This window comes from Sphingomonas jeddahensis, from assembly GCF_001981525.1.
Classification (GTDB): Bacteria; Pseudomonadota; Alphaproteobacteria; order Sphingomonadales; family Sphingomonadaceae; genus Sphingomonas; species Sphingomonas jeddahensis.
In genome coordinates, this window is record NZ_MPSB01000002.1 from 81,957 (window position 1) to 99,363 (window position 17,407).

Genomic DNA, 17,407 nt, shown 5'->3' on the forward strand with positions numbered 1-17,407 from the left:
GACCTTGATGCTGGCACTGGCGGTACAGGCGATCTCGCCGGTGCCGAATGCGGCCATGCATCAACCGGTCACGGCGCCAGCGGCAGGGTCCCATGCGGCCGTACTCATGCCGGCACTGCCGGAGGATTGGTCGGCGCTGCCTGACCTTAAGTTGCGGCGGCGCCCCCTAAGAACCGAAGCGCTTTCCTCCTATGTTCGCGATGAAGTGCGATCGGGCCGCTGCGCCGCCACCGCCAACCACTTGCGGGTCGAGCTGGCGGTGCTTGTGGCCGCCAACGGGCAGTTGCGCCGCATTCGGCCGCAGGCGATCGGATGCCCGACGGTGGAGCAATATGCCTCGGGCGTGATGCTGCGCATGGCACGAAGCAACGTTGCCCCCTCGGGCGAGGATCGCTGGTTTCGGACACAGCTCGTTTTTCGATGGCAGTAACGCTGAGTGAAGAGGAACGCGCCCGCTACGCCCGGCAGATCATCCTGAAGGAGATCGGCGGGGCCGGGCAGCGGCGGATCAAGCGCGCGACTGTCGCCATGATCGGCGCCGGCGGGATCGGGTCGCCGGCCGCGGCATATCTTGCGGGTGCCGGCGTCGGCCGGCTTGTCATCATCGACGACGATCGCGTCGACACGTCCAATCTTCAGCGCCAGATCCTGTTCGACACGGCCGATGTTGGTGGATCCAAGGCGCAGCGCGCCGCGGAAGCCGTGCGCCGCCGCAATCCGCATGTGGACGTGGTCGCCCTTGATGATCGGATCACCGTCGCCAACGCAGCAACGCTGCTCGCCGGCGCTGACGTAGTGCTTGATGGTTGCGATAATTTCGCGACCCGGCTGATCGTCGCGGACGCCGCTTTGGCGCTGCGCCTTCCGCTCGTATCGGCGGCGGTGGGCCAGTTCGAAGGCCAGCTTGCCACGTATCGCGGGTGGGAATCGGACAAGCCCTGCTATCGATGCCTTGTCGGCGCCGCGCCCGATCGCGACGAGGGGACCTGCGCGGAACAGGGCATTCTCGGCCCCGTCACCGGCATTCTGGGCAGCATGGCAGCGCTTGAGGCGATCCGTGCGGTCACGCCGTTCGGCGAGGATTCCGCAGGTCGGCTGACCCTCGTCGACCTGCTCGATCTTCGCTTCCGCACGATCCGCGTCGCCAAGGATCCCGCCTGCCCCGGCTGCCGCGCTGCCTCAGCCCAATAGGCGCTTCGCAAAGGCGCGCACCGGCGGCCCCAGGTCCTCGCGTTCCAGCGCCAGCGCGAGGTTGGCCTGAATATAGCCGGCCTTGCCACCGCAATCGAAACGCTGCCCGTTGAAGGTATAGCCGTGGAACGGCTGCTTGCCGATCAGCTGCGCCATGGCGTCGGTCAGCTGGATCTCACCGCCAGCGCCAGTCACCGGATTATCGAGAATCTTCATTACTTCCGGCTGCAGGATGTAACGGCCCGGGGTCATCAGGTTGGACTTGGCGGTGCCTTTCGCGGGCTTTTCGATCACTTCCAGCACCTCCGTCAGCGGCCCATCGACCTCGCCCGGCGTGATAATCCCGTATTTGTCGGTTTCCTCCGGCGCGACTTCTAGCGCGCCGATCAGATTGCCGCCCACCTTGTGATAGGCTTCCACCATCTGCGCCAGGAAACCCGGCGTGCCCCACATCAACTCGTCGGGCAGCAGCACCGCGAACGGCTCGTCGCCGACGATCTCGCGCGCGCACCACACCGCATGGCCAAGGCCAAGCGGCTCCTGCTGGCGAACGTACACCGGGGAACCCGGCTTCTGCCGGATGCCCTCGATCGCGGCGAGGCTCTTGCCGCGCGCCTGCATCGTCGTTTCCAGCTCATAGGAAATGTCGAAATGGTCTTCCAGCGCGCTCTTGCCGCGGCCAGTGACGAAGATGATCTGTTCGATCCCTGCTTCCAACGCCTCTTCCACGGCATATTGGATCAGCGGCTTGTCGACCACCGTCAGCATTTCCTTCGGCATCGCCTTGGTCGCCGGAAGGAAGCGCGTGCCGAGCCCCGCGACGGGAAACACGGCTTTGCGCAACGGCTTGAACGACGACATCGATGATTTCTCCCGTATTCACAGCGGGCTTACCGATGCGCCCTGCTGCGGCAAAGCGTGATTTCCCGCAAAAGCGTTTAGTTCGGCTTTAATCGCCTCTTGCTATCGGGCGGATCATGAAGACGTTGCTCATTTTCGGCACCCGACCCGAAGCGATCAAGCTGTTCCCCGTGGTGCGCGCATTGGAGACAAAGGCCGATCTGGAGGTCCGCACCTGCGTCACGGCGCAGCATCGCGGCTTGCTCGATCAGGTACTCGCCATCGCGGGGCTCGCACCCGACATCGACCTCGATCTGATGGAGCCCGGGCAGACGCTCGATCGGCTCACCGCGCGGCTGTTGACCGGGATTGGCGACGTGCTCGACCGCGAACGACCCGATCGCGTGATCGTGCAAGGCGATACCGCCACCGCGATGAGCGGCGCGTTGGCGGCTTACTATCGCAAGATCCCGGTTGCCCATGTCGAGGCAGGACTGCGATCCGGCGATATCTACCACCCCTGGCCGGAGGAAGTGAATCGCCGCATCGTTGCGCCGATTGCGGACCTTCATTTCGCCCCCACCCAGACTGCTGCCGATGCGCTGAAGCGCGAGAACGTGCACGCCGGCGTGCACGTCACCGGCAACACCGTGATCGACGCACTTCATTGGACGCGCGATCGGATCGCTGCCGAGCCGGCGCTGGCGGCGGGGCTGGACGCCATTGCCGATCAATTCGCCGGCAAGCGCATCGTGCTGGTCACCACCCACCGCCGGGAGAATTTCGGCGATGGCATGGCCGCGATCGCCCGTGCCATTGCGCGCATCAGCGCGCGCGACGACGTCGCCGTGCTGTTCCCGATGCATCCAAATCCCAACGTCGTGTCGGTAATGGATGAAATCCTCGGTCACCGGCGCAACGTCGCGCGTATCGAGCCGCTCGATTACCCGCATTTTATCCGTGCGCTCGGGCTTTGCGATCTCGCGCTCACCGATTCCGGCGGTGTGCAGGAAGAAGCGCCGGCGCTCGGCAAGCCCGTGCTGGTGATGCGCGACACCACGGAACGCCCCGAAGGTGTCGCTGCCGGCACCGCCAGGCTGATCGGCACGGACGAGGATCGCATCGTTTCCGAAGTCTTCACCCTTCTCGACGACAAGGCCGCTTATGCAGCCATGGCCCGCGCCCACAATCCGTTCGGCGACGGTCATGCAAGCGAACGGATCGCGGGGATCATAGCCGATGGTATCGGATCATGAGCTGAAGGTTGTTGTTCTCGGCCTTGGTTATATCGGCCTGCCCACCGCCGCGGTGATTGCTCGCACCGGCGCAACGGTTCTCGGCATCGATGTCGATGCGGCGGTGGTCGAGACGGTGAACTCCGGCCGGGTGCATATCGAGGAAGTCGATCTCGACGGCCTCGTCTCGGGCGTGGTGGCGCGCGGCCATCTGCGCGCCTCCACCCAGATCGAGCCCGCAGACGTATTCGTGATCGCGGTCCCCACTCCGTTTGCGGACGATCGCTCGCCGAACATCGGCTATGTGCTCAAGGCCGCGACCAGCATCGCTGCCGTGCTGAAGGCTGGCGATACGGTGATCCTCGAATCGACCTCGCCGGTCGGCACCACCGAGCAGGTTCGCGACTTGCTTGCCCGGCTTCGCCCGGACCTGCGTGCTCCGGGTCTCGGCGACGGCAGCGATTATGCCGTCGCTTACTGCCCTGAACGCGTGCTCCCCGGCCGCATTCTCGTTGAGCTGATCGATAACGATCGCGTGATCGGCGGCATCACGCCGCGTTGCGCCCGCAAGGCACTGACCTTTTACCGCCGCTTCGTGCGTGGGGCATGCGTCACCACCAACGCACGCGCGGCCGAAATGACAAAGCTGACGGAGAACGCCTTCCGCGACGTCAACATCGCTTTCGCCAACGAGCTCAGCCTCGTGGCCGAGACGATGGGTGTCGACGTATGGGAAGTAATTCGGCTGGCTAATCGCCATCCGCGCGTCAACATTCTTCAGCCCGGCCCAGGCGTCGGCGGCCATTGCATTGCGGTCGATCCATGGTTCCTGGTGGCGGCCGATCCCGACAATACGCCGCTTATCCGCACTGCGCGGGAAGTGAATGACGGCAAGACCGATCGTGTCGTCGCGCGCGCAACGGCGTTGATCGAGGCAAACCCAGGGGTGCCGGTTGCGTGTCTCGGCCTCGCCTTCAAGGCGAACATCGACGACTTTCGCGAAAGCCCCGCGCTCAAGGTCGCGGCCGCGCTGGCGGATCGCTTCGGCAACCGCATCCGTATCGTCGAGCCTTATGCGGCAATTCTCCCCGATCGCCTCGCCTCAAGTGGGGCAACGCTGATCGACGTGGATACGGCTATCGAACGCTGCCCGGTGATGATCGTCCTGGTCGATCATGACGTGTTCCGCTCGATCCCGCTGGAGGAGCGCGCCGACAAGCATGTGCTCGACACCCGCGGCATCTGGCCCGATCAGCCCGCCCTCCGCACGCCCCGCCCGTTGCGCATGGCGGTCTGATCGGGTCACGCTTGTTGCAGGTGCGAGCAGGTTTGGGTACAGCGCGGCGTCTCCGTCTGCGATATATTGTTCATGCTTTCGCGCCTCCTTCCGCGCCGCCGCCCACAACCGATCCAGGCCCAGCTCCCGCTGGGTCGGCGGATCTACGCGATCGGTGATATCCACGGCCGCCTGGATCTGTTGGATCAGCTGCTCGATCAAATAGCGGCCGACGACGCCGCGCGCGGCGCCGCCCAAACCGGTTTTATCTTCCTCGGCGACCTGGTCGACCGCGGCCCCGATTCGGCGGGCGTGGTCGATCGTGTGCGCGATCTTTGTAAAAATCGCCCCGACGTCCGATGCCTCTGCGGCAACCACGAAGAGATTTTTCTAGGTTCCTATGACGGCGACACCGATCTTCTCCGGTTGCTGCTGCGCGCCGGCGGTCATGAAACCTTGCTGAGCTATGGCATGGATGCCGACGAGATCGAACGCGCTACCATCGGCGAACTGGCGGAGATGATGGTACGGGACATACCCGAACAGCCGATCACCTTTCTGCGTTCACTCCAAGATTACATCGTGGAAGGCGACTATTTGTTCGTTCATGCCGGCATCCGCCCCGGGCTACCCCTAGAGCAACAAAAATCACGCGATCTGCGGTGGATCCGTGACCCGTTCCTTGATCATACGGCGAATCACGGCAAGTTTGTCGTTCATGGCCACACCATTTCCGAACGGGTCGATGAACGTGTTAACCGAATCGGAATAGATACCGGTGCTTATCGGACCGGCAGATTGACTGCACTTGGCATGGAAGGGGGAGAGCGCTGGATCATCGACACTGTTGATGATAATAGAAGCTTGCCCGCCAGTTGAGTGCAAAACGCGGTAGAGTGTTGCATCGAAGCCAGACTACCCCGCTCTTTTGCCCGCCAGGGTTGTTATCCGAGTTGCGCTGGACTGCAATCTCTGCCAGATGGGCGTGACGAACAAAAAAGGGAGTTCGTAATGAAGGTTCGTGGTTACCTCGCGGCTGTTGCCGCTGCTTCGCTGGCTGCGGCTCCCGCCGTTGCCGCTCCGACTTCGGCTTCGAGCCTGTCGGTTGCCAAGGCTGCTCGCGCTAGCACTTCGACCGCCAAGGCCGACAAGGCTGCTGGCGGCGGCGTGATCGTTGCCGTTCTGGCCGCTGCGGCGGTTATCGCCGGCATCGTGATCATCGCTGATTCGGATGACGACGCCGACAGCAACTGAGTTCTCGCTCAGGATGACAAGGAATAGCGGCCTTCGGGCCGCTATTTTTTTGCTTAAGTGCCTACGAGAAGTTTCATGTTCCTGCCTTTGTCGCTGCCAATCGCCCTGGCACGCTAGCCAAGCGCATTGTCGAACGTGCTTCGAGCGTTAGGCACAGGTTCTCAACATCGCTCGACAATCCCCCAGGGTGGCGAACAGATGCTTTAAACCAGTTCGACAACACGAAGCGGCCGAGCGACCAACCAATCACACGATGGGCATAGCCCATGATTACGCAGCGACATGCCGCCGCGCCAAGTTCCGGTTCGGGGCTGTCCCGAGAACGCTGTGCACGTAGTGCAGAGCGAGCAGTCCGCCCATCTTCCGGCCATTCTCTCGAAGACCAGCACCTATTGGCGGGTTACGGGAAAGAAAGCGTCCGCCGCGCCCATACGGCCGCCGCCGAGTATATTCACATCGAAGCTGGCGCACCTGACACGAAAAGCGATGTGCGGCTGGATCAGTGGCGCGGGCTCGATCCGTTCGGCCGAGCGGTCCGCTCTCCGGCCTTCCGCCGGTGGGTTTCGACGTGGAACAGGACGGCGCCAAACGGCTCTACGCGGTTCGCTATTGCCGGTTCGACAAGGGCGGACATCGGCGGGGAGCCGCCCGATCATGCGGTGTGCCTCTCGCGGTAGAATTGAACGCCCAACTGGAGGCTCTCCGCAATTCGAGCCGCCTTATCCTGGACGGACGCCGCCAATTCCGGCGAAAGGATTTCTTCGCTAGTCTGCTTCCACAGATCGAGCCAGCGGCCGAAGTTCTCGGATGTCATGTGCCGTTCGTGCCGCACATGTGCCACCATCGGCTGCCCTTTGTAGCGACCGCTGGTCAGCATCACGGACGACCAGAATGCCTGTAGCTTCTCCAGATGATGCGGCCAATCCTCGACCGCGCCGTCGAAGATCGGCCCGAGCACCGCGTCCTGCCGAACTCGGGCGTAAAAGGCGGGAACCAGCTTGATTATATCGGCTTCGGTGATTTGGTTGCTTTTCATGATATCAGGCCGCTTTTGCGCTCTGATAGGCTTGCGCTTCGGCGGCGATCAGGATGTCGGCCAGCATCCAATAGGCTTCGCCCCATGCGGCGAGCACAGCGTCGGTCGCGACCTCCTCACCCAGTACGTCGCGGATTGCTGGTAGCAGCGCCGCCGCGACATGGGGATAGTGCTCCTGCTTCACTCCCGTTTGCACGTGCCGCGTCACCATACGATCAACCGCTGAGCCCAGGTTCTGGAGCTTGTCGATATTCTTGGCGTAAGCGAGGATGGCGCCCGCCAGCCGCTTCGGCTGCTCGCCGCTGTCCTGCGCGGCGCGATCGAACATTGCCTCGATTTCGGGGTTCTGGAACAGCCTGTCATACATGGCGGTGGTGATGGCCAAACCATGTTTCTCGAGGGCGGGGGCCGTGGCTTTGACGATAGCCATGACTTCGGCTGAGATGCTGCGCATTGGAAGGGCTCCATTGAGAAAATGGGGCGCGGCTGGCTCTCCGCGCCCGAAGAGAGTTCAGGCTGCCTTCTTCCAGATAGGCTCCAGTGCGACGTGCGGTGGGCAGGCGGCGACTTCACCGCTTGGCAGGCCGCCCAGCTCATTGGCGAAGCCGTGGTTCACGTCCCGGTGATGTGCTTCGTCGGCGCGGACCACCAATACCACGTCGCGCAGCATCGCGTCTTCAGGCAGGTTCCAATAGCTCTTGGCGATCTGTGGTGCCGGGACGTTCTCGCTGCGGCCCTCATCGATCTCAGCCAGATAGTGAGTGTAGCTGATCACCGCCTCTTCCTCGAAATAGCCGACGACCCGGTGCGCGGTCTTGGAGCTGACGAGATAGAGGGCAAAGAAGAACAGGTAGAACACCCATTGCACGCCGATGATCACCGCGCGCTCGAACCAGGTGGGCTTGGCGATCTCGATGAAGGTCATCAGATGCATGCGCTCATTCTCGGCCTCGTCCATGAGCGTTTTGATCCAGCCCTTGTCGTCGCACATGCGGCGCAGGCAGGCGAGATGGTTGATCGTCGCGCCAACCATCCCGGGCACCGCCGCAACGGTCTCGAGGACAACGGCGCGGTGGCCGTAGCGCTCGGCGAAGAAGGTGTCGGCGGTCCAGCGCAGCATCTTCGTGAACCCGTAGGCGATCCGGTCGGAGACGCCCTTGGGCTGGTGGTGGACACCGAGGTCGATGAACGGTGGGGTCATGGCAGTTCTCCGATAAACCAAGCGTTTGACGTTGCACCGCGTCTATGCCGCTCAGCCCGGTCCTGAAATTTCGATGTTGTCCCTACCGTGCCTACCCTAAGGGATTTACCGGAGGTGGGTTGGCGGCGTGGCACAGGGCATGACGGAAGCGTGAGTCCAAAGCGATACCTCTCGCGGCACACGATGCTGCCGTCGCCGCCGCTGCTCGCCACCCTGGCGCTGGCCTTGCTTGCCATCGCGCTCGGCGCAGGCGTGCGAATTGCCTTCGCCGCGGAGCTGGGACAACGGGCGACGTACATCTTCTTCGTTCCGGGCGTCGTCGTCGCGAGCGCACTTTCCGGCCTGCGCGCCGGGGTGGCGGCCAGTCTGGCCGGCGCAGCGGCGGGGCTGTGGTGTGATCGCATGATCGGCCCGGTCGCCGCGCCGAGCCTGATCGCCGCCGGAGCGTTCGTGGTGATCGGATGCGCGGTGGCGCTGGGTGGCGAATGGTTCCAGCGCGCACGTGCAGAGGCGGAAAGCGTCACCGAGGGACTCGCACGTCGCGAGGCACATCTGCGCTCGCTGCTGGACACGGTGCCCGATGCGATCGTGGTGATCGACGATCGGGGCCTGGTCCGCGATTTCAGCCCCGCCGCCGAACGCATGTTCGGCTGGGACACGGATGAGATCCGCGGCCACAACGTTAGTATGCTGATGCCCGATCCGTATCGCAGCGCCCATGACGACTATCTTCAGCGCTATTATCGCACCGGCGAGAAAAGGATCATCGGCAAGGGAAGAGTGGTGGTCGGCCAGCGAAGAGACGGTTCCACCTTTCCGCTGGAGCTTGCGGTCGGCGAGATGAACGTGGGCGGCCTGCGTCATTTCACGGGTTTCATCCGCGACCTCACTGAACGCCAGCAGGCCGAGGCGCGCCTGCAAGAATTGCAGAACGAACTGATCCATGTGTCGCGGCTCACTGCGCTGGGTGAGATGGCGTCGGCACTGGCGCACGAACTGAACCAGCCGCTGTCTGCGATCACCAATTACCTCAAGGGCAGCCGCATGTTGCTCGCGCGCGCGGATACTCCGCTGGACCGCATCGCGGATGCCGTCGAGCGGGCTGGTGAACAGGCGCTACGCGCTGGCGACATCATCCGTCGCCTGCGCGAGTTCGTGGCGCGCGGCGAGACGGAGCGGTCGGTCGAGAGCCTTCCTAAGCTGGTGGAAGAGGCGAGCGCGCTGGCGCTGGTCGGCGCGAAGGAGCACGGCATCCGGGTGCAATTCGAATTCAGCCCCGACGTCGATCTCGTGCTCGCCGACAAGGTGCAGGTCCAGCAAGTCGTGCTCAACTTGGTGCGCAACGCCGTCGATGCCATGACCGGGATGGACGGAGAGCGTCGCGAACTCAGGATCGCGATCACGCCGGCCGTCAACAACATGGCGCAGGTTACGGTAGCGGACACCGGCCCGGGGATCGAGCCGGAAGTCGCCGAGCGGCTCTTCCAGCCGTTCATCACCACCAAGCGCACAGGCATGGGCGTCGGCCTGTCGATCTCTCGGACGATCATCGAGGCGCATGGCGGGCATATCTGGGCGGGCGCCAATGACAGCGGCGGCGCATTGTTCGGCTTCACGCTGCAGCAGATGGGACAGGAGGAACTCTACGATGGCGAGTGAACCGATTGTCTATGTGATCGACGACGACGGCGCCGCGCGGCATTCGCTGGAGTTCCTGCTGGACTGCGCGGGTATCCGCGTCCGCTCCTTTGTATCCGCCGACGCCTTCCTTGCGGCGTCGCCCCCGCTTGCCGGCGCATGCGTCGTCACCGATGTGCGCATGCCGGGACGAAGCGGTATCGAGCTTGTCGAGGAGATGCACCGGCGCGGGGCCGAGGTGCCGGTGATCGTAATCACTGGCCATGCCGATGTCCCGCTTGCGATCCAGGCAATGCACGCAGGCGTAGCGGACTTCATCGAAAAGCCCTTTGACGACGAGGTCATGCTCGCCGCGATTCGCAAGGCGCTCGCGCGGCAGGCGGGCAGCGAAGCGGCGCACGCGGAGCGGCAGATGATTGCCGATCGCATCGCCAGCCTGAGCGGGCGCGAGCGGGAGGTCATGGGGGGGCTGGCCAAGGGCGAGGCGAACAAGGCGATCGCTTATGATCTTGGCATCAGCGCGCGCACGGTCGAGGTCTATCGGGCCAACGTGATGATGAAGATGCAGGCCAAGACGTTGTCGGACCTCGTGCGAATGGTGACGGTGGCGCGACTGGATTGAACGGGAGAACCGTGTGCTTGCCTCAGTGCGCTGTGCGTCTGCGTCGAGGTTCCCAGCGCTTTCTCGAACGGCCAATTTTGGCGCACCCGACAGGATTCGAACCTGTGGCCTCTGCCTTCGGAGGGCAGCGCTCTATCCAGCTGAGCTACGGGTGCCTGGAAGAAAGCGCCTAGCAGCGCCGGACGCGCAGCGCTAGTCCCCTCAACGTTTCGCCAGTGTGACCGGCTGGAACGGCGCGAGGCCGCAACTCGCACCGCGCATAAGCGGTGCCGACTGGAGCACCGTGATGATGTCCTGCGCGCATAATCGGCTCAGCGAAGTGGCGTAGCTAAAGCGACGCTCCAGGCCGAGTTGCGGGCAAGGCTGGTCCAGGGTGACCCGATAGTAGCGGCGGCCATTCATGCGGAAGTCAATCACGCGATCGTTGCGGACCAGGCTTTCGCGGATCCCACGGATCGGGATGCAGCTCTGCGGCTTCCCGGCTGGCACCGCGGCGGGAACGGCATTACGATCTCGCCCCGCGCCAGGAGCAGCGAGCAGCGCAGTGGCGAGCGCGAGGGGGAACAGGATGCGCATTTGATCTTCTCCTAAGCCCCCACAACGCTCAAACTTACCTATTCTCCCGCAAATGCGCTCTTCAATCGCGAGAAAAAGCCCTGGCTGTCAGGGCACTCGTCGCCGGTTTCCGTTTCGCGGAACTCCTCCAACAAGGCGCGCTGACGCGTGCTGAGGCGTCGCGGCGTCTCGACGTCGATCTGCACGACGAGGTCGCCGAAGCCCCTGCCCTGCAATACCGGCATGCCGGCGCCGCGCTGCCGCAGCTGCTTGCCCGACTGGATGCCGGCGGGGATGCGCAATTCGTGATTGCGACCGTCCAGGCCCGGGATGGTCAGCGATCCGCCGAGCGCCGCCGTGGTGAAACTGATCGGCGCGCGGGCGAACAAGGTCGTGCCTTCACGCTCGAACAGCTGGTGCCGCTTGACGTGGAGGAAGATGTAGAGGTCCCCCGCCGGTGCGCCGCGCGCGCCCGCCTCACCCTCGCCCGTCATCCGCACGCGGGTGCCCTCGTCCACGCCGGGCGGGATATCGACCTTGAGCGTCTTGGTTCGTTCGACGCGGCCATCGCCGCGGCAGTCCGGACACGGGTCGTCGATCACCTGGCCAGAGCCGTTGCATACCGGACAGGCACGCTCGACCACGAAGAAGCCCTGCTGCGCACGCACCTTGCCGTGGCCGTTGCACGTATTGCACGCATGCGGCCGGCTGCCGGGCCGCGCGCCCGATCCGTCGCAGCTCTCGCACGCGGCGGTAACGTCGACGGTGATCTCCGCAGACTTGCCGTGGAACGCCTCCTCGAGGCTGATCTCCATGTCGTAGCGAAGGTCGGCGCCGCGGCGCACCTGCTGGCGGCCACCCGCACGGCCGCCCATGAACTCGCCGAACACGCTTTCGAAGATGTCGGAAAAGCCGGAGAAGTCCTGGCTGTGCCCGCCACCGCCGCCACCGTTGCGGAAGGCGGCATGGCCGAAGCGGTCGTAAGCGGCACGCTTCTGCGGGTCCTTGAGGCAATCGTAAGCCTCACTGACCGCCTTGAACTTCGCCTCTGAATCCTTGCACCCGGCATTCTTGTCCGGGTGATATTTCATCGCGAGCTTGCGGTATGCGGACTTGATCGTGCCCGCGTCCGCGGTGCGCTCGACCTCCAGAAGCTCGTAAAAATCGACTTCGGTCATCGGGACCTCATAGCCCTCTCCTCTCGAGGGAGAGGGTTGGGGGAGAGGCAGCAATCAGAACCGACCCGTCCCGCACTGCCCCTCTCCCGCCTTAACTTCGTTCGGCTGCCCTCTCCCCGCCAGCGGGGAGAGGGCGCGTGCCTTACGCCTTCTGGTTGTCGTCGACTTCCGAGAATTCGGCGTCGACCACGTCGTCCTGCTTCGGCGCGTCAGCACCACCGTCGGCGTCGGGCGACGCTTCAGACTGCTGCTGCTTTTCGTAGATCGCCTGGCCGAGCTTCATCGCGACCTGCGCGAGTGCCTGGCTCTTCTCGTTCATCTGGTCGGGATCGCCACCCTCGACCGCTGCCTTGGCGGCATCGATCGCGGACTGGATCTCGCCCTTCAGCGCCTCGTCCACCTTGTCGCCATTGTCGGCCAGCTGGCGCTCGGTGGTGTGGATCAGCGATTCGGCGTTGTTCTTCGCCTCGGCGCCGGCACGACGCTTCTTATCCTCCTCGGCGAACTGCTCGGCTTCCTGCACCATCTTCTCGATGTCACTGTCCGAAAGACCGCCCGAGGCCTGGATGCGGATCTGCTGCTCCTTGCCGGTGCCCTTGTCCTTGGCCGAGACGTTGACGATGCCGTTGGCGTCGATGTCGAACGTCACCTCGATCTGCGGCACGCCGCGCGGCGCCGGGGGGATGCCCACGAGATCGAACTGGCCGAGCAGCTTGTTGTCCGCCGCCATCTCGCGCTCGCCCTGGAAGACGCGGATCGTCACCGCCTGCTGATTGTCATCGGCAGTCGAATAGGTCTGCGACTTCTTGGTCGGGATCGTGGTGTTGCGATCGATCATGCGGGTGAACACGCCACCCAGCGTCTCGATACCCAGCGACAGCGGCGTCACGTCGAGCAGCAGCACGTCCTTGACGTCGCCCTGAAGCACGCCGGCCTGGATCGCCGCGCCCATCGCGACCACCTCATCGGGATTCACGCCGGTGTGGGGCTCCTTGCCGAAGAAGTTCTTCACCGCTTCGCGCACCTTGGGCATGCGGGTCATGCCGCCCACCAGCACTACTTCGCTGATGTCGCTGGCCTTCACGCCGGCATCGGCGAGCGCCTTCTTCATCGGCTCGATCGTGCGCTGGATCAGGCTGTCGACCAGGCGCTCCAGATCGGCGCGGCTGATCGTCTTGACGAGGTGCTTCGGGCCGTTCTGGTCGGCGGTGATGAACGGCAGGTTCACCTCGGTCGACGCTGCCGAGGACAGCTCAATCTTGGCCTTTTCGGCCGCTTCCTTCAGGCGCTGCAGCGCGAGCTTGTCCTTGGCGAGGTCGATGCCCTCGTCCTTCTTGAAGCCCTCGGCGAGATATTCGACCAGCTTGTTGTCGAAATCCTCGCCGCCCAGAAAGGTGTCGCCGTTGGTCGACTTCACCTCGAACACGCCGTCGCCGATCTCCAGGATCGAAACGTCGAACGTGCCGCCGCCAAGGTCATAGACCGCGATCGTCTTGCCGTCCTGCTTCTCCAGGCCATAGGCCAGCGCAGCCGCGGTCGGCTCGTTGATGATGCGCAGCACTTCGAGGCCGGCGATCTGGCCGGCGTCCTTGGTCGCCTGGCGCTGCGCGTCGTTGAAGTAGGCCGGCACCGTAATCACGGCCTGCGTGACAGTCTCACCGAGATACGATTCCGCGGTTTCCTTCATCTTCTGAAGGGTGAAGGCGCTGATCTGCGACGGGCTGTAATCCTTGCCACCGGCCTGCACCCATGCGTCGCCGTTGCCGCCGCGCACGATGTGGTACGGGACCAGTTCGGTATCTTTCTTGGTGATCGGATCGTCGAAGCGGCGACCGATCAGGCGCTTCACCGCGAAGATCGTATTGTCGCCGTTGGTCACCGCCTGGCGCTTGGCCGGCTGACCGACCAGCCGCTCGCCATCCTTGGCGAAGGCGACGATCGACGGCGTGGTGCGCGCGCCTTCCGCATTCTCGATCACCTTGGGCTTGCCGCCCTCCATCACAGCAACGCAGCTGTTGGTGGTGCCCAGATCGATCCCGATAACTTTAGCCATGAGTGCTCTTCTAGCCCCTGCTTGAACGTAAGACGTGAGCGGCTTCGCCCCGTTACGGCAACGAAACCGCGTTGATGGAGCCGGATATAGGTGGCCGGTGTCTTGCCGCAAGACACGTGGCGGCGTAGCGGCATGCGCGTCATCTTGCCGGAGGATGCCTCATGTTTCGCTTTGCCGCTTCGCTTCTTGCCACCGCTACCGTGCTATCGGGCTGTGCGCAGGAGAAGCAGCTATACATCAGCGATGCCTGGGTGCGGCTCGCTGCCGTGGAAGGCAGGCCGGCGGCGGGATATTTCACCATCCACGGCGGGCCGGCGGATGCCACGCTGGTGAGCGTGTCAACCGACGTGGCCACGCGCACCGAATTGCATGAATCGCGCATGACGCACAGCGGCGGCATGGCGATGGATTCCCTCCGGCAAGTGCCGGTGCCCGCCCTGAAGCAGGTACGCTTCGCCCCCGGTGGCAAGCACGCCATGCTGTTCAATCTCAATCCCGTGGTGAAGCCGGGCGGCACGCTGACCTTCACTTTCACCTTCGCCGACGCCACGCGGATCCAGCAGAATGCCCGGGTGATCGCAGCCGGCGATCCCGCACCCACAAAGAACTGATACAAAGCGCCCGTCGAATCCGGCCAAGGCCAGCCAGAACGCGCTAAGCGGGACGTAACCTTTGCTGCTCATAAGCGGCGCATGGCCAAGCTTTACTCCTTCCTCTCTGACGGGCTGGTCCGGCGGTTCGAAGGGCGCAGTCCGCGCGAGATCGTCGGGCTCACGTTCAAGACCATCCGCCACGCCGCGCGGCGCGTCGGGCCAGCCGCCGCGCGCGAGCGGCGCGCCGATCAGGCCTTCGATCGGCAATGGGGGACTGATACGAGCGGCACCGTCAACCTTTCCGCCCTGAACGTAGCCCGCGATCGCGCGTTGCTGGGGTTCGGATATCAGGCAAGCAACGGGGTTGCGCTGCAACAAGCGCTTGGGCTGGCGGGGGTCAATCCTGCCGACTTCACGTTCATCGACTACGGATCGGGCAAGGGGCGAGTGGTGATGATCGCCACCGCCCTCGGCTTCGCCAGGGCAATCGGGGTCGAGTTCGCGCCGGAACTGCATCGGGTGGCGCTCGCCAACGCGGATCGCTTCCTGGCGGCTGGCGGTGCCGCGCAACGATGCGACATGGTGTTGGGCGACGCGGGCAGCTACGTGCCACCGCCCGGCCCGTTATTCGCTTATATCTACAACAGCTTCGGGCCGCAGATCCTGCGTGAAGTGCTGCACCGCCTGGAACAGCGCGCCGCCGCCGGCGAAACGGTGATCGTCGTTTATGTCAATCCAAAGCACCGCGAGGCTTTCGAGGACAACGGACGCTGGCGGATTGAGGCGGAGGAGGGCGATTGGGTGATGTATCGCCCTGTCACTGCATAGACGGACGTGTCGTCCTGAGGGCCGACATGCTGGATTGGCGGCCTGAACCACTTACCTAGTCGCCATGACGATCAGAGGCCTGACCAGCGGCGAACGGGAACTCGCCCGATCAATCTACCGCAATGCGATCGATCTCGATCGGGTGGAGATAAGGCGTCGTCGCTGGTGGCCGCTCCAGCCCCGCAACGTCGTGATGGCGCCGCGCGGCCACGTCCACTTTCATCCGCACGACACCAACTGGAGCGAGGATTTCAGCCGCGAACATGGCGGTCTGCAAGGCCTGTTCCTGCATGAGCTTTGCCATGTCTGGCAACATCAGCAGGGCGTGTTCCTGCCGATCGCCCGGCATCCGTTCTGCCGCTATCACTACAGCTTCGTTCCGGGCTGGCCGCTAAAGCGATACGGGATCGAGCAGCAGGCCGAGATCGTTCGCCACGCTTTCCTTCTGCGCCAAGGGGCAACCGTTATTGGTGCCCCGCCGCTGAGCCAATACGAAAGCTTGCTGGCCGTCTTTCGTTGAGCGCAGCGCCAGCGTCTGATGCGGCTGGGCGCTATCGCATCAGCACTAGTTCCTCCGCCATCGTCGGGTGCAGCGCCACTGTTGCGTCGAACTGTGCCTTGGTCAGCCCCGCCTTCACGCACACGGCGGCGGCCTGGATGATCTCCGCCACATCTGGCCCGATCATGTGGATGCCGACCACGCGGTCGGTCTCCGCATCGCAGATCATCTTGTAGAGCGAACGCTCGTCGCGCCCGGCGAGCACGTTCTTCATCGGGCGGAAATCGGACGAATAGACGCGGATCGACCCAAGTTTCTGCCGTGCCTCGCTTTCCGTCATGCCCACGCCGGCAATCGGCGGGTGGCTGAAACAGGCAGCGGGAACACAATCGTAATCCACCTTGGCGCCCCCCTTGCCGAACTGATTGTCGGCAAACGCCTGTCCTTCCCGGATCGCGACAGGGGTAAGCTGGATACGGTTGGTCACATCGCCCACGGCGAAGATCGATGGGCACGTCGTGCGACTATCGTGATCGACCGGAATTGCCCCTTTATTGTCGACCTCGATGCCGGCATTCTCCAGCCCGAGCCCGTCAGTGTTCGGCACGCGCCCAGTGGCGTACATCACGCAATCCACCACCGCCACTTCGTGCCCGGCCATGTGGACCTCGAGGCTGCCGTCCTCGCGCTTCTCGATCTTCTCGAACGTAGCGTCGAAGCGGAATTCCAGGCCCTTCATCATGCTGATCTGCAACAACCGGTCGCGGATCTGGAGGTCGTAACCGCGCAGGATATCCTTGGTGCGGTTCATGATGATGACGTGCGCGCCGAGTTGATGGAAGATGCCGGCGAACTCATTGGCGATATAGCCCGCCCCCGCGATCAGCACGCGCTTGGGGATCGCATCGAGGTGAAACACCTCGTTGGAGGTAATGCCATGTTCGCAGCCGGGGAAATCGGGCACGTGCGGGCGGGCGCCGCTCGCCACTAGGATCGTCTTCGCCGTCTTCTTGGTGCCGTCGGCGAGCGTCACTTCGTTCGCGCCGGTGATCGTCGCGCGCTGATGGATGATCTCCGCGCCGTTCGACTCTAGCGTCGTCGTGTACGCCTTGTTGATCCGATCGACCTCGCTGAGGACGTTCTCTTGCAGGCACTTCCAGTCGAATTCGAGATCATCCGGCACGCGCCACCCGAAGCGCTGCGCGTCCTTCAGGTCCTCGGCAAAATGCGCGCCATAGACGAGCAGCTTCTTGGGCACGCAGCCGCGGATCACGCAGGTGCCGCCGACGCGATATTCCTCCGAGACCGCCACGCGTGCGCCATGCGCCGCCGCCACGCGTGACGCCCGCGTTCCGCCCGAACCGGCGCCAATGGTGAAAAGGTCGTAGTCGAAATCGGGCATCAATTC

At 63.9% G+C, this 17,407-nt stretch carries 19 protein-coding genes and 1 tRNA gene; 11 read left to right on the forward strand and 9 right to left on the reverse strand.

All coding sequences use genetic code 11. The features are described 5' to 3' along the window. The first annotated feature begins 7 nt into the window (after positions 1-7). Both SPHI_RS02395 and SPHI_RS02400 read left to right on the forward strand, forming a co-directional pair. Positions 8-430 (forward strand): hypothetical protein, encoded by a 423-nt coding sequence (locus SPHI_RS02395; protein WP_158049596.1) that lies wholly within the window; start codon positions 8-10, stop codon positions 428-430. Further along, positions 421-1,191, forward strand: a complete 771-nt coding sequence (locus SPHI_RS02400; protein WP_076743310.1) for a HesA/MoeB/ThiF family protein — start codon at positions 421-423, stop codon at positions 1,189-1,191. The genes SPHI_RS02395 and SPHI_RS02400 overlap by 10 nt, the downstream gene beginning before the upstream one ends. Here SPHI_RS02400 and galU read toward each other — a convergent pair. Next, the gene (galU, locus tag SPHI_RS02405) at positions 1,180-2,052 is read right to left on the reverse strand and encodes a UTP--glucose-1-phosphate uridylyltransferase GalU (RefSeq protein ID WP_076743311.1); all 873 of its coding nucleotides are present in this window, start codon (positions 2,050-2,052) and stop codon (positions 1,180-1,182) included. The genes SPHI_RS02400 and galU overlap by 12 nt on opposite strands. Positions 2,053-2,168: 116 nt before the next feature. On the opposite strand from galU, the gene wecB reads away from it, so the two are divergent. The 4 genes from wecB to SPHI_RS02425 all read left to right on the forward strand — a co-directional run bounded on the left by wecB (position 2,169) and on the right by SPHI_RS02425 (position 5,796). After that, the gene (wecB, locus tag SPHI_RS02410) at positions 2,169-3,287 is read left to right on the forward strand and encodes a non-hydrolyzing UDP-N-acetylglucosamine 2-epimerase (RefSeq protein ID WP_076743312.1); all 1,119 of its coding nucleotides are present in this window, start codon (positions 2,169-2,171) and stop codon (positions 3,285-3,287) included. Next, the gene (wecC, locus tag SPHI_RS02415) at positions 3,271-4,563 is read left to right on the forward strand and encodes a UDP-N-acetyl-D-mannosamine dehydrogenase (RefSeq protein WP_076743313.1); all 1,293 of its coding nucleotides are present in this window, start codon (positions 3,271-3,273) and stop codon (positions 4,561-4,563) included. Before wecB ends, wecC begins: the two co-directional genes overlap by 17 nt. A gap of 72 nt (positions 4,564-4,635) precedes the next feature. Further along, the gene (locus SPHI_RS02420) at positions 4,636-5,421 is read left to right on the forward strand and encodes a metallophosphoesterase family protein (protein ID WP_076743314.1); all 786 of its coding nucleotides are present in this window, start codon (positions 4,636-4,638) and stop codon (positions 5,419-5,421) included. Positions 5,422-5,553: 132 nt separating this feature from the next. Next, positions 5,554-5,796: a hypothetical protein gene (locus SPHI_RS02425; RefSeq protein ID WP_076743315.1), complete on the forward strand. Its 243-nt coding sequence runs from the start codon at positions 5,554-5,556 to the stop codon at positions 5,794-5,796. Positions 5,797-6,448: 652 nt separating this feature from the next. On the opposite strand, the gene SPHI_RS02430 is transcribed toward SPHI_RS02425, so the two are convergent. From SPHI_RS02430 to SPHI_RS02440, 3 genes are read right to left on the reverse strand one after another with little or no spacing between them, the layout of a single operon-like run. Next, positions 6,449-6,832 carry a group III truncated hemoglobin gene (locus SPHI_RS02430; protein WP_076743316.1) on the reverse strand — a complete coding sequence of 128 codons (384 nt, stop codon included), beginning with the start codon at positions 6,830-6,832 and terminating at the stop codon, positions 6,449-6,451. Positions 6,833-6,836: 4 nt separating this feature from the next. Continuing rightward, positions 6,837-7,286: a globin domain-containing protein gene (locus tag SPHI_RS02435; RefSeq protein WP_076743317.1), complete on the reverse strand. Its 450-nt coding sequence runs from the start codon at positions 7,284-7,286 to the stop codon at positions 6,837-6,839. A 57-nt stretch (positions 7,287-7,343) separates the two neighbouring features. After that, complete coding sequence (locus tag SPHI_RS02440) at positions 7,344-8,033, reverse strand: alternative oxidase (protein ID WP_076743318.1); 690 nt, start codon at positions 8,031-8,033, stop codon at positions 7,344-7,346. Positions 8,034-8,216: 183 nt separating this feature from the next. Here SPHI_RS02440 and SPHI_RS02445 point away from each other — a divergent pair, with 183 nt between their 5' ends. Both SPHI_RS02445 and fixJ read left to right on the forward strand, forming a co-directional pair. Continuing rightward, positions 8,217-9,692, forward strand: a complete 1,476-nt coding sequence (locus SPHI_RS02445) for a sensor histidine kinase (RefSeq protein WP_076743319.1) — start codon at positions 8,217-8,219, stop codon at positions 9,690-9,692. Continuing rightward, on the forward strand, positions 9,682-10,293 hold the full coding sequence (gene fixJ / locus SPHI_RS02450; RefSeq protein WP_076743320.1) for a response regulator FixJ: 612 nt from the start codon (positions 9,682-9,684) through the stop codon (positions 10,291-10,293). The genes SPHI_RS02445 and fixJ overlap by 11 nt, the downstream gene beginning before the upstream one ends. A gap of 78 nt (positions 10,294-10,371) precedes the next feature. Here the strand turns inward: fixJ and SPHI_RS02455 are convergent. The 4 genes from SPHI_RS02455 to dnaK form a co-directional block, all read right to left on the reverse strand. After that, a tRNA-Arg gene (locus tag SPHI_RS02455) sits at positions 10,372-10,448 on the reverse strand. A gap of 46 nt (positions 10,449-10,494) precedes the next feature. After that, positions 10,495-10,869 (reverse strand): hypothetical protein, encoded by a 375-nt coding sequence (locus tag SPHI_RS02460; RefSeq protein ID WP_076743321.1) that lies wholly within the window; start codon positions 10,867-10,869, stop codon positions 10,495-10,497. Positions 10,870-10,907: 38 nt separating this feature from the next. Beyond that, a complete protein-coding gene (gene dnaJ / locus SPHI_RS02465; protein WP_076743322.1) occupies positions 10,908-12,026 on the reverse strand; it encodes a molecular chaperone DnaJ in 1,119 nt (372 codons plus the stop codon). 142 nt (positions 12,027-12,168) lie between these two features. Beyond that, positions 12,169-14,079, reverse strand: a complete 1,911-nt coding sequence (dnaK, locus tag SPHI_RS02470; RefSeq protein WP_076743323.1) for a molecular chaperone DnaK — start codon at positions 14,077-14,079, stop codon at positions 12,169-12,171. 161 nt (positions 14,080-14,240) lie between these two features. On the opposite strand from dnaK, the gene SPHI_RS02475 reads away from it, so the two are divergent. The 3 genes from SPHI_RS02475 (at position 14,241) to SPHI_RS02485 (ending at position 16,020) form a co-directional block, all read left to right on the forward strand. After that, positions 14,241-14,690 (forward strand): copper chaperone PCu(A)C, encoded by a 450-nt coding sequence (locus SPHI_RS02475; RefSeq protein WP_076743324.1) that lies wholly within the window; start codon positions 14,241-14,243, stop codon positions 14,688-14,690. An 81-nt stretch (positions 14,691-14,771) separates the two neighbouring features. Continuing rightward, positions 14,772-15,500 carry a hypothetical protein gene (locus tag SPHI_RS02480; protein WP_076743325.1) on the forward strand — a complete coding sequence of 243 codons (729 nt, stop codon included), beginning with the start codon at positions 14,772-14,774 and terminating at the stop codon, positions 15,498-15,500. Positions 15,501-15,564: 64 nt separating this feature from the next. Beyond that, positions 15,565-16,020 (forward strand): vgr related protein, encoded by a 456-nt coding sequence (locus SPHI_RS02485; protein WP_076743326.1) that lies wholly within the window; start codon positions 15,565-15,567, stop codon positions 16,018-16,020. 31 nt (positions 16,021-16,051) lie between these two features. Here the strand turns inward: SPHI_RS02485 and gorA are convergent, their stop codons facing one another. Further along, entirely contained in the window at positions 16,052-17,401 is a 1,350-nt protein-coding gene (gene gorA / locus SPHI_RS02490) for a glutathione-disulfide reductase (protein WP_076743327.1), read from the reverse strand. Positions 17,402-17,407: the final 6 nt, after the last annotated feature.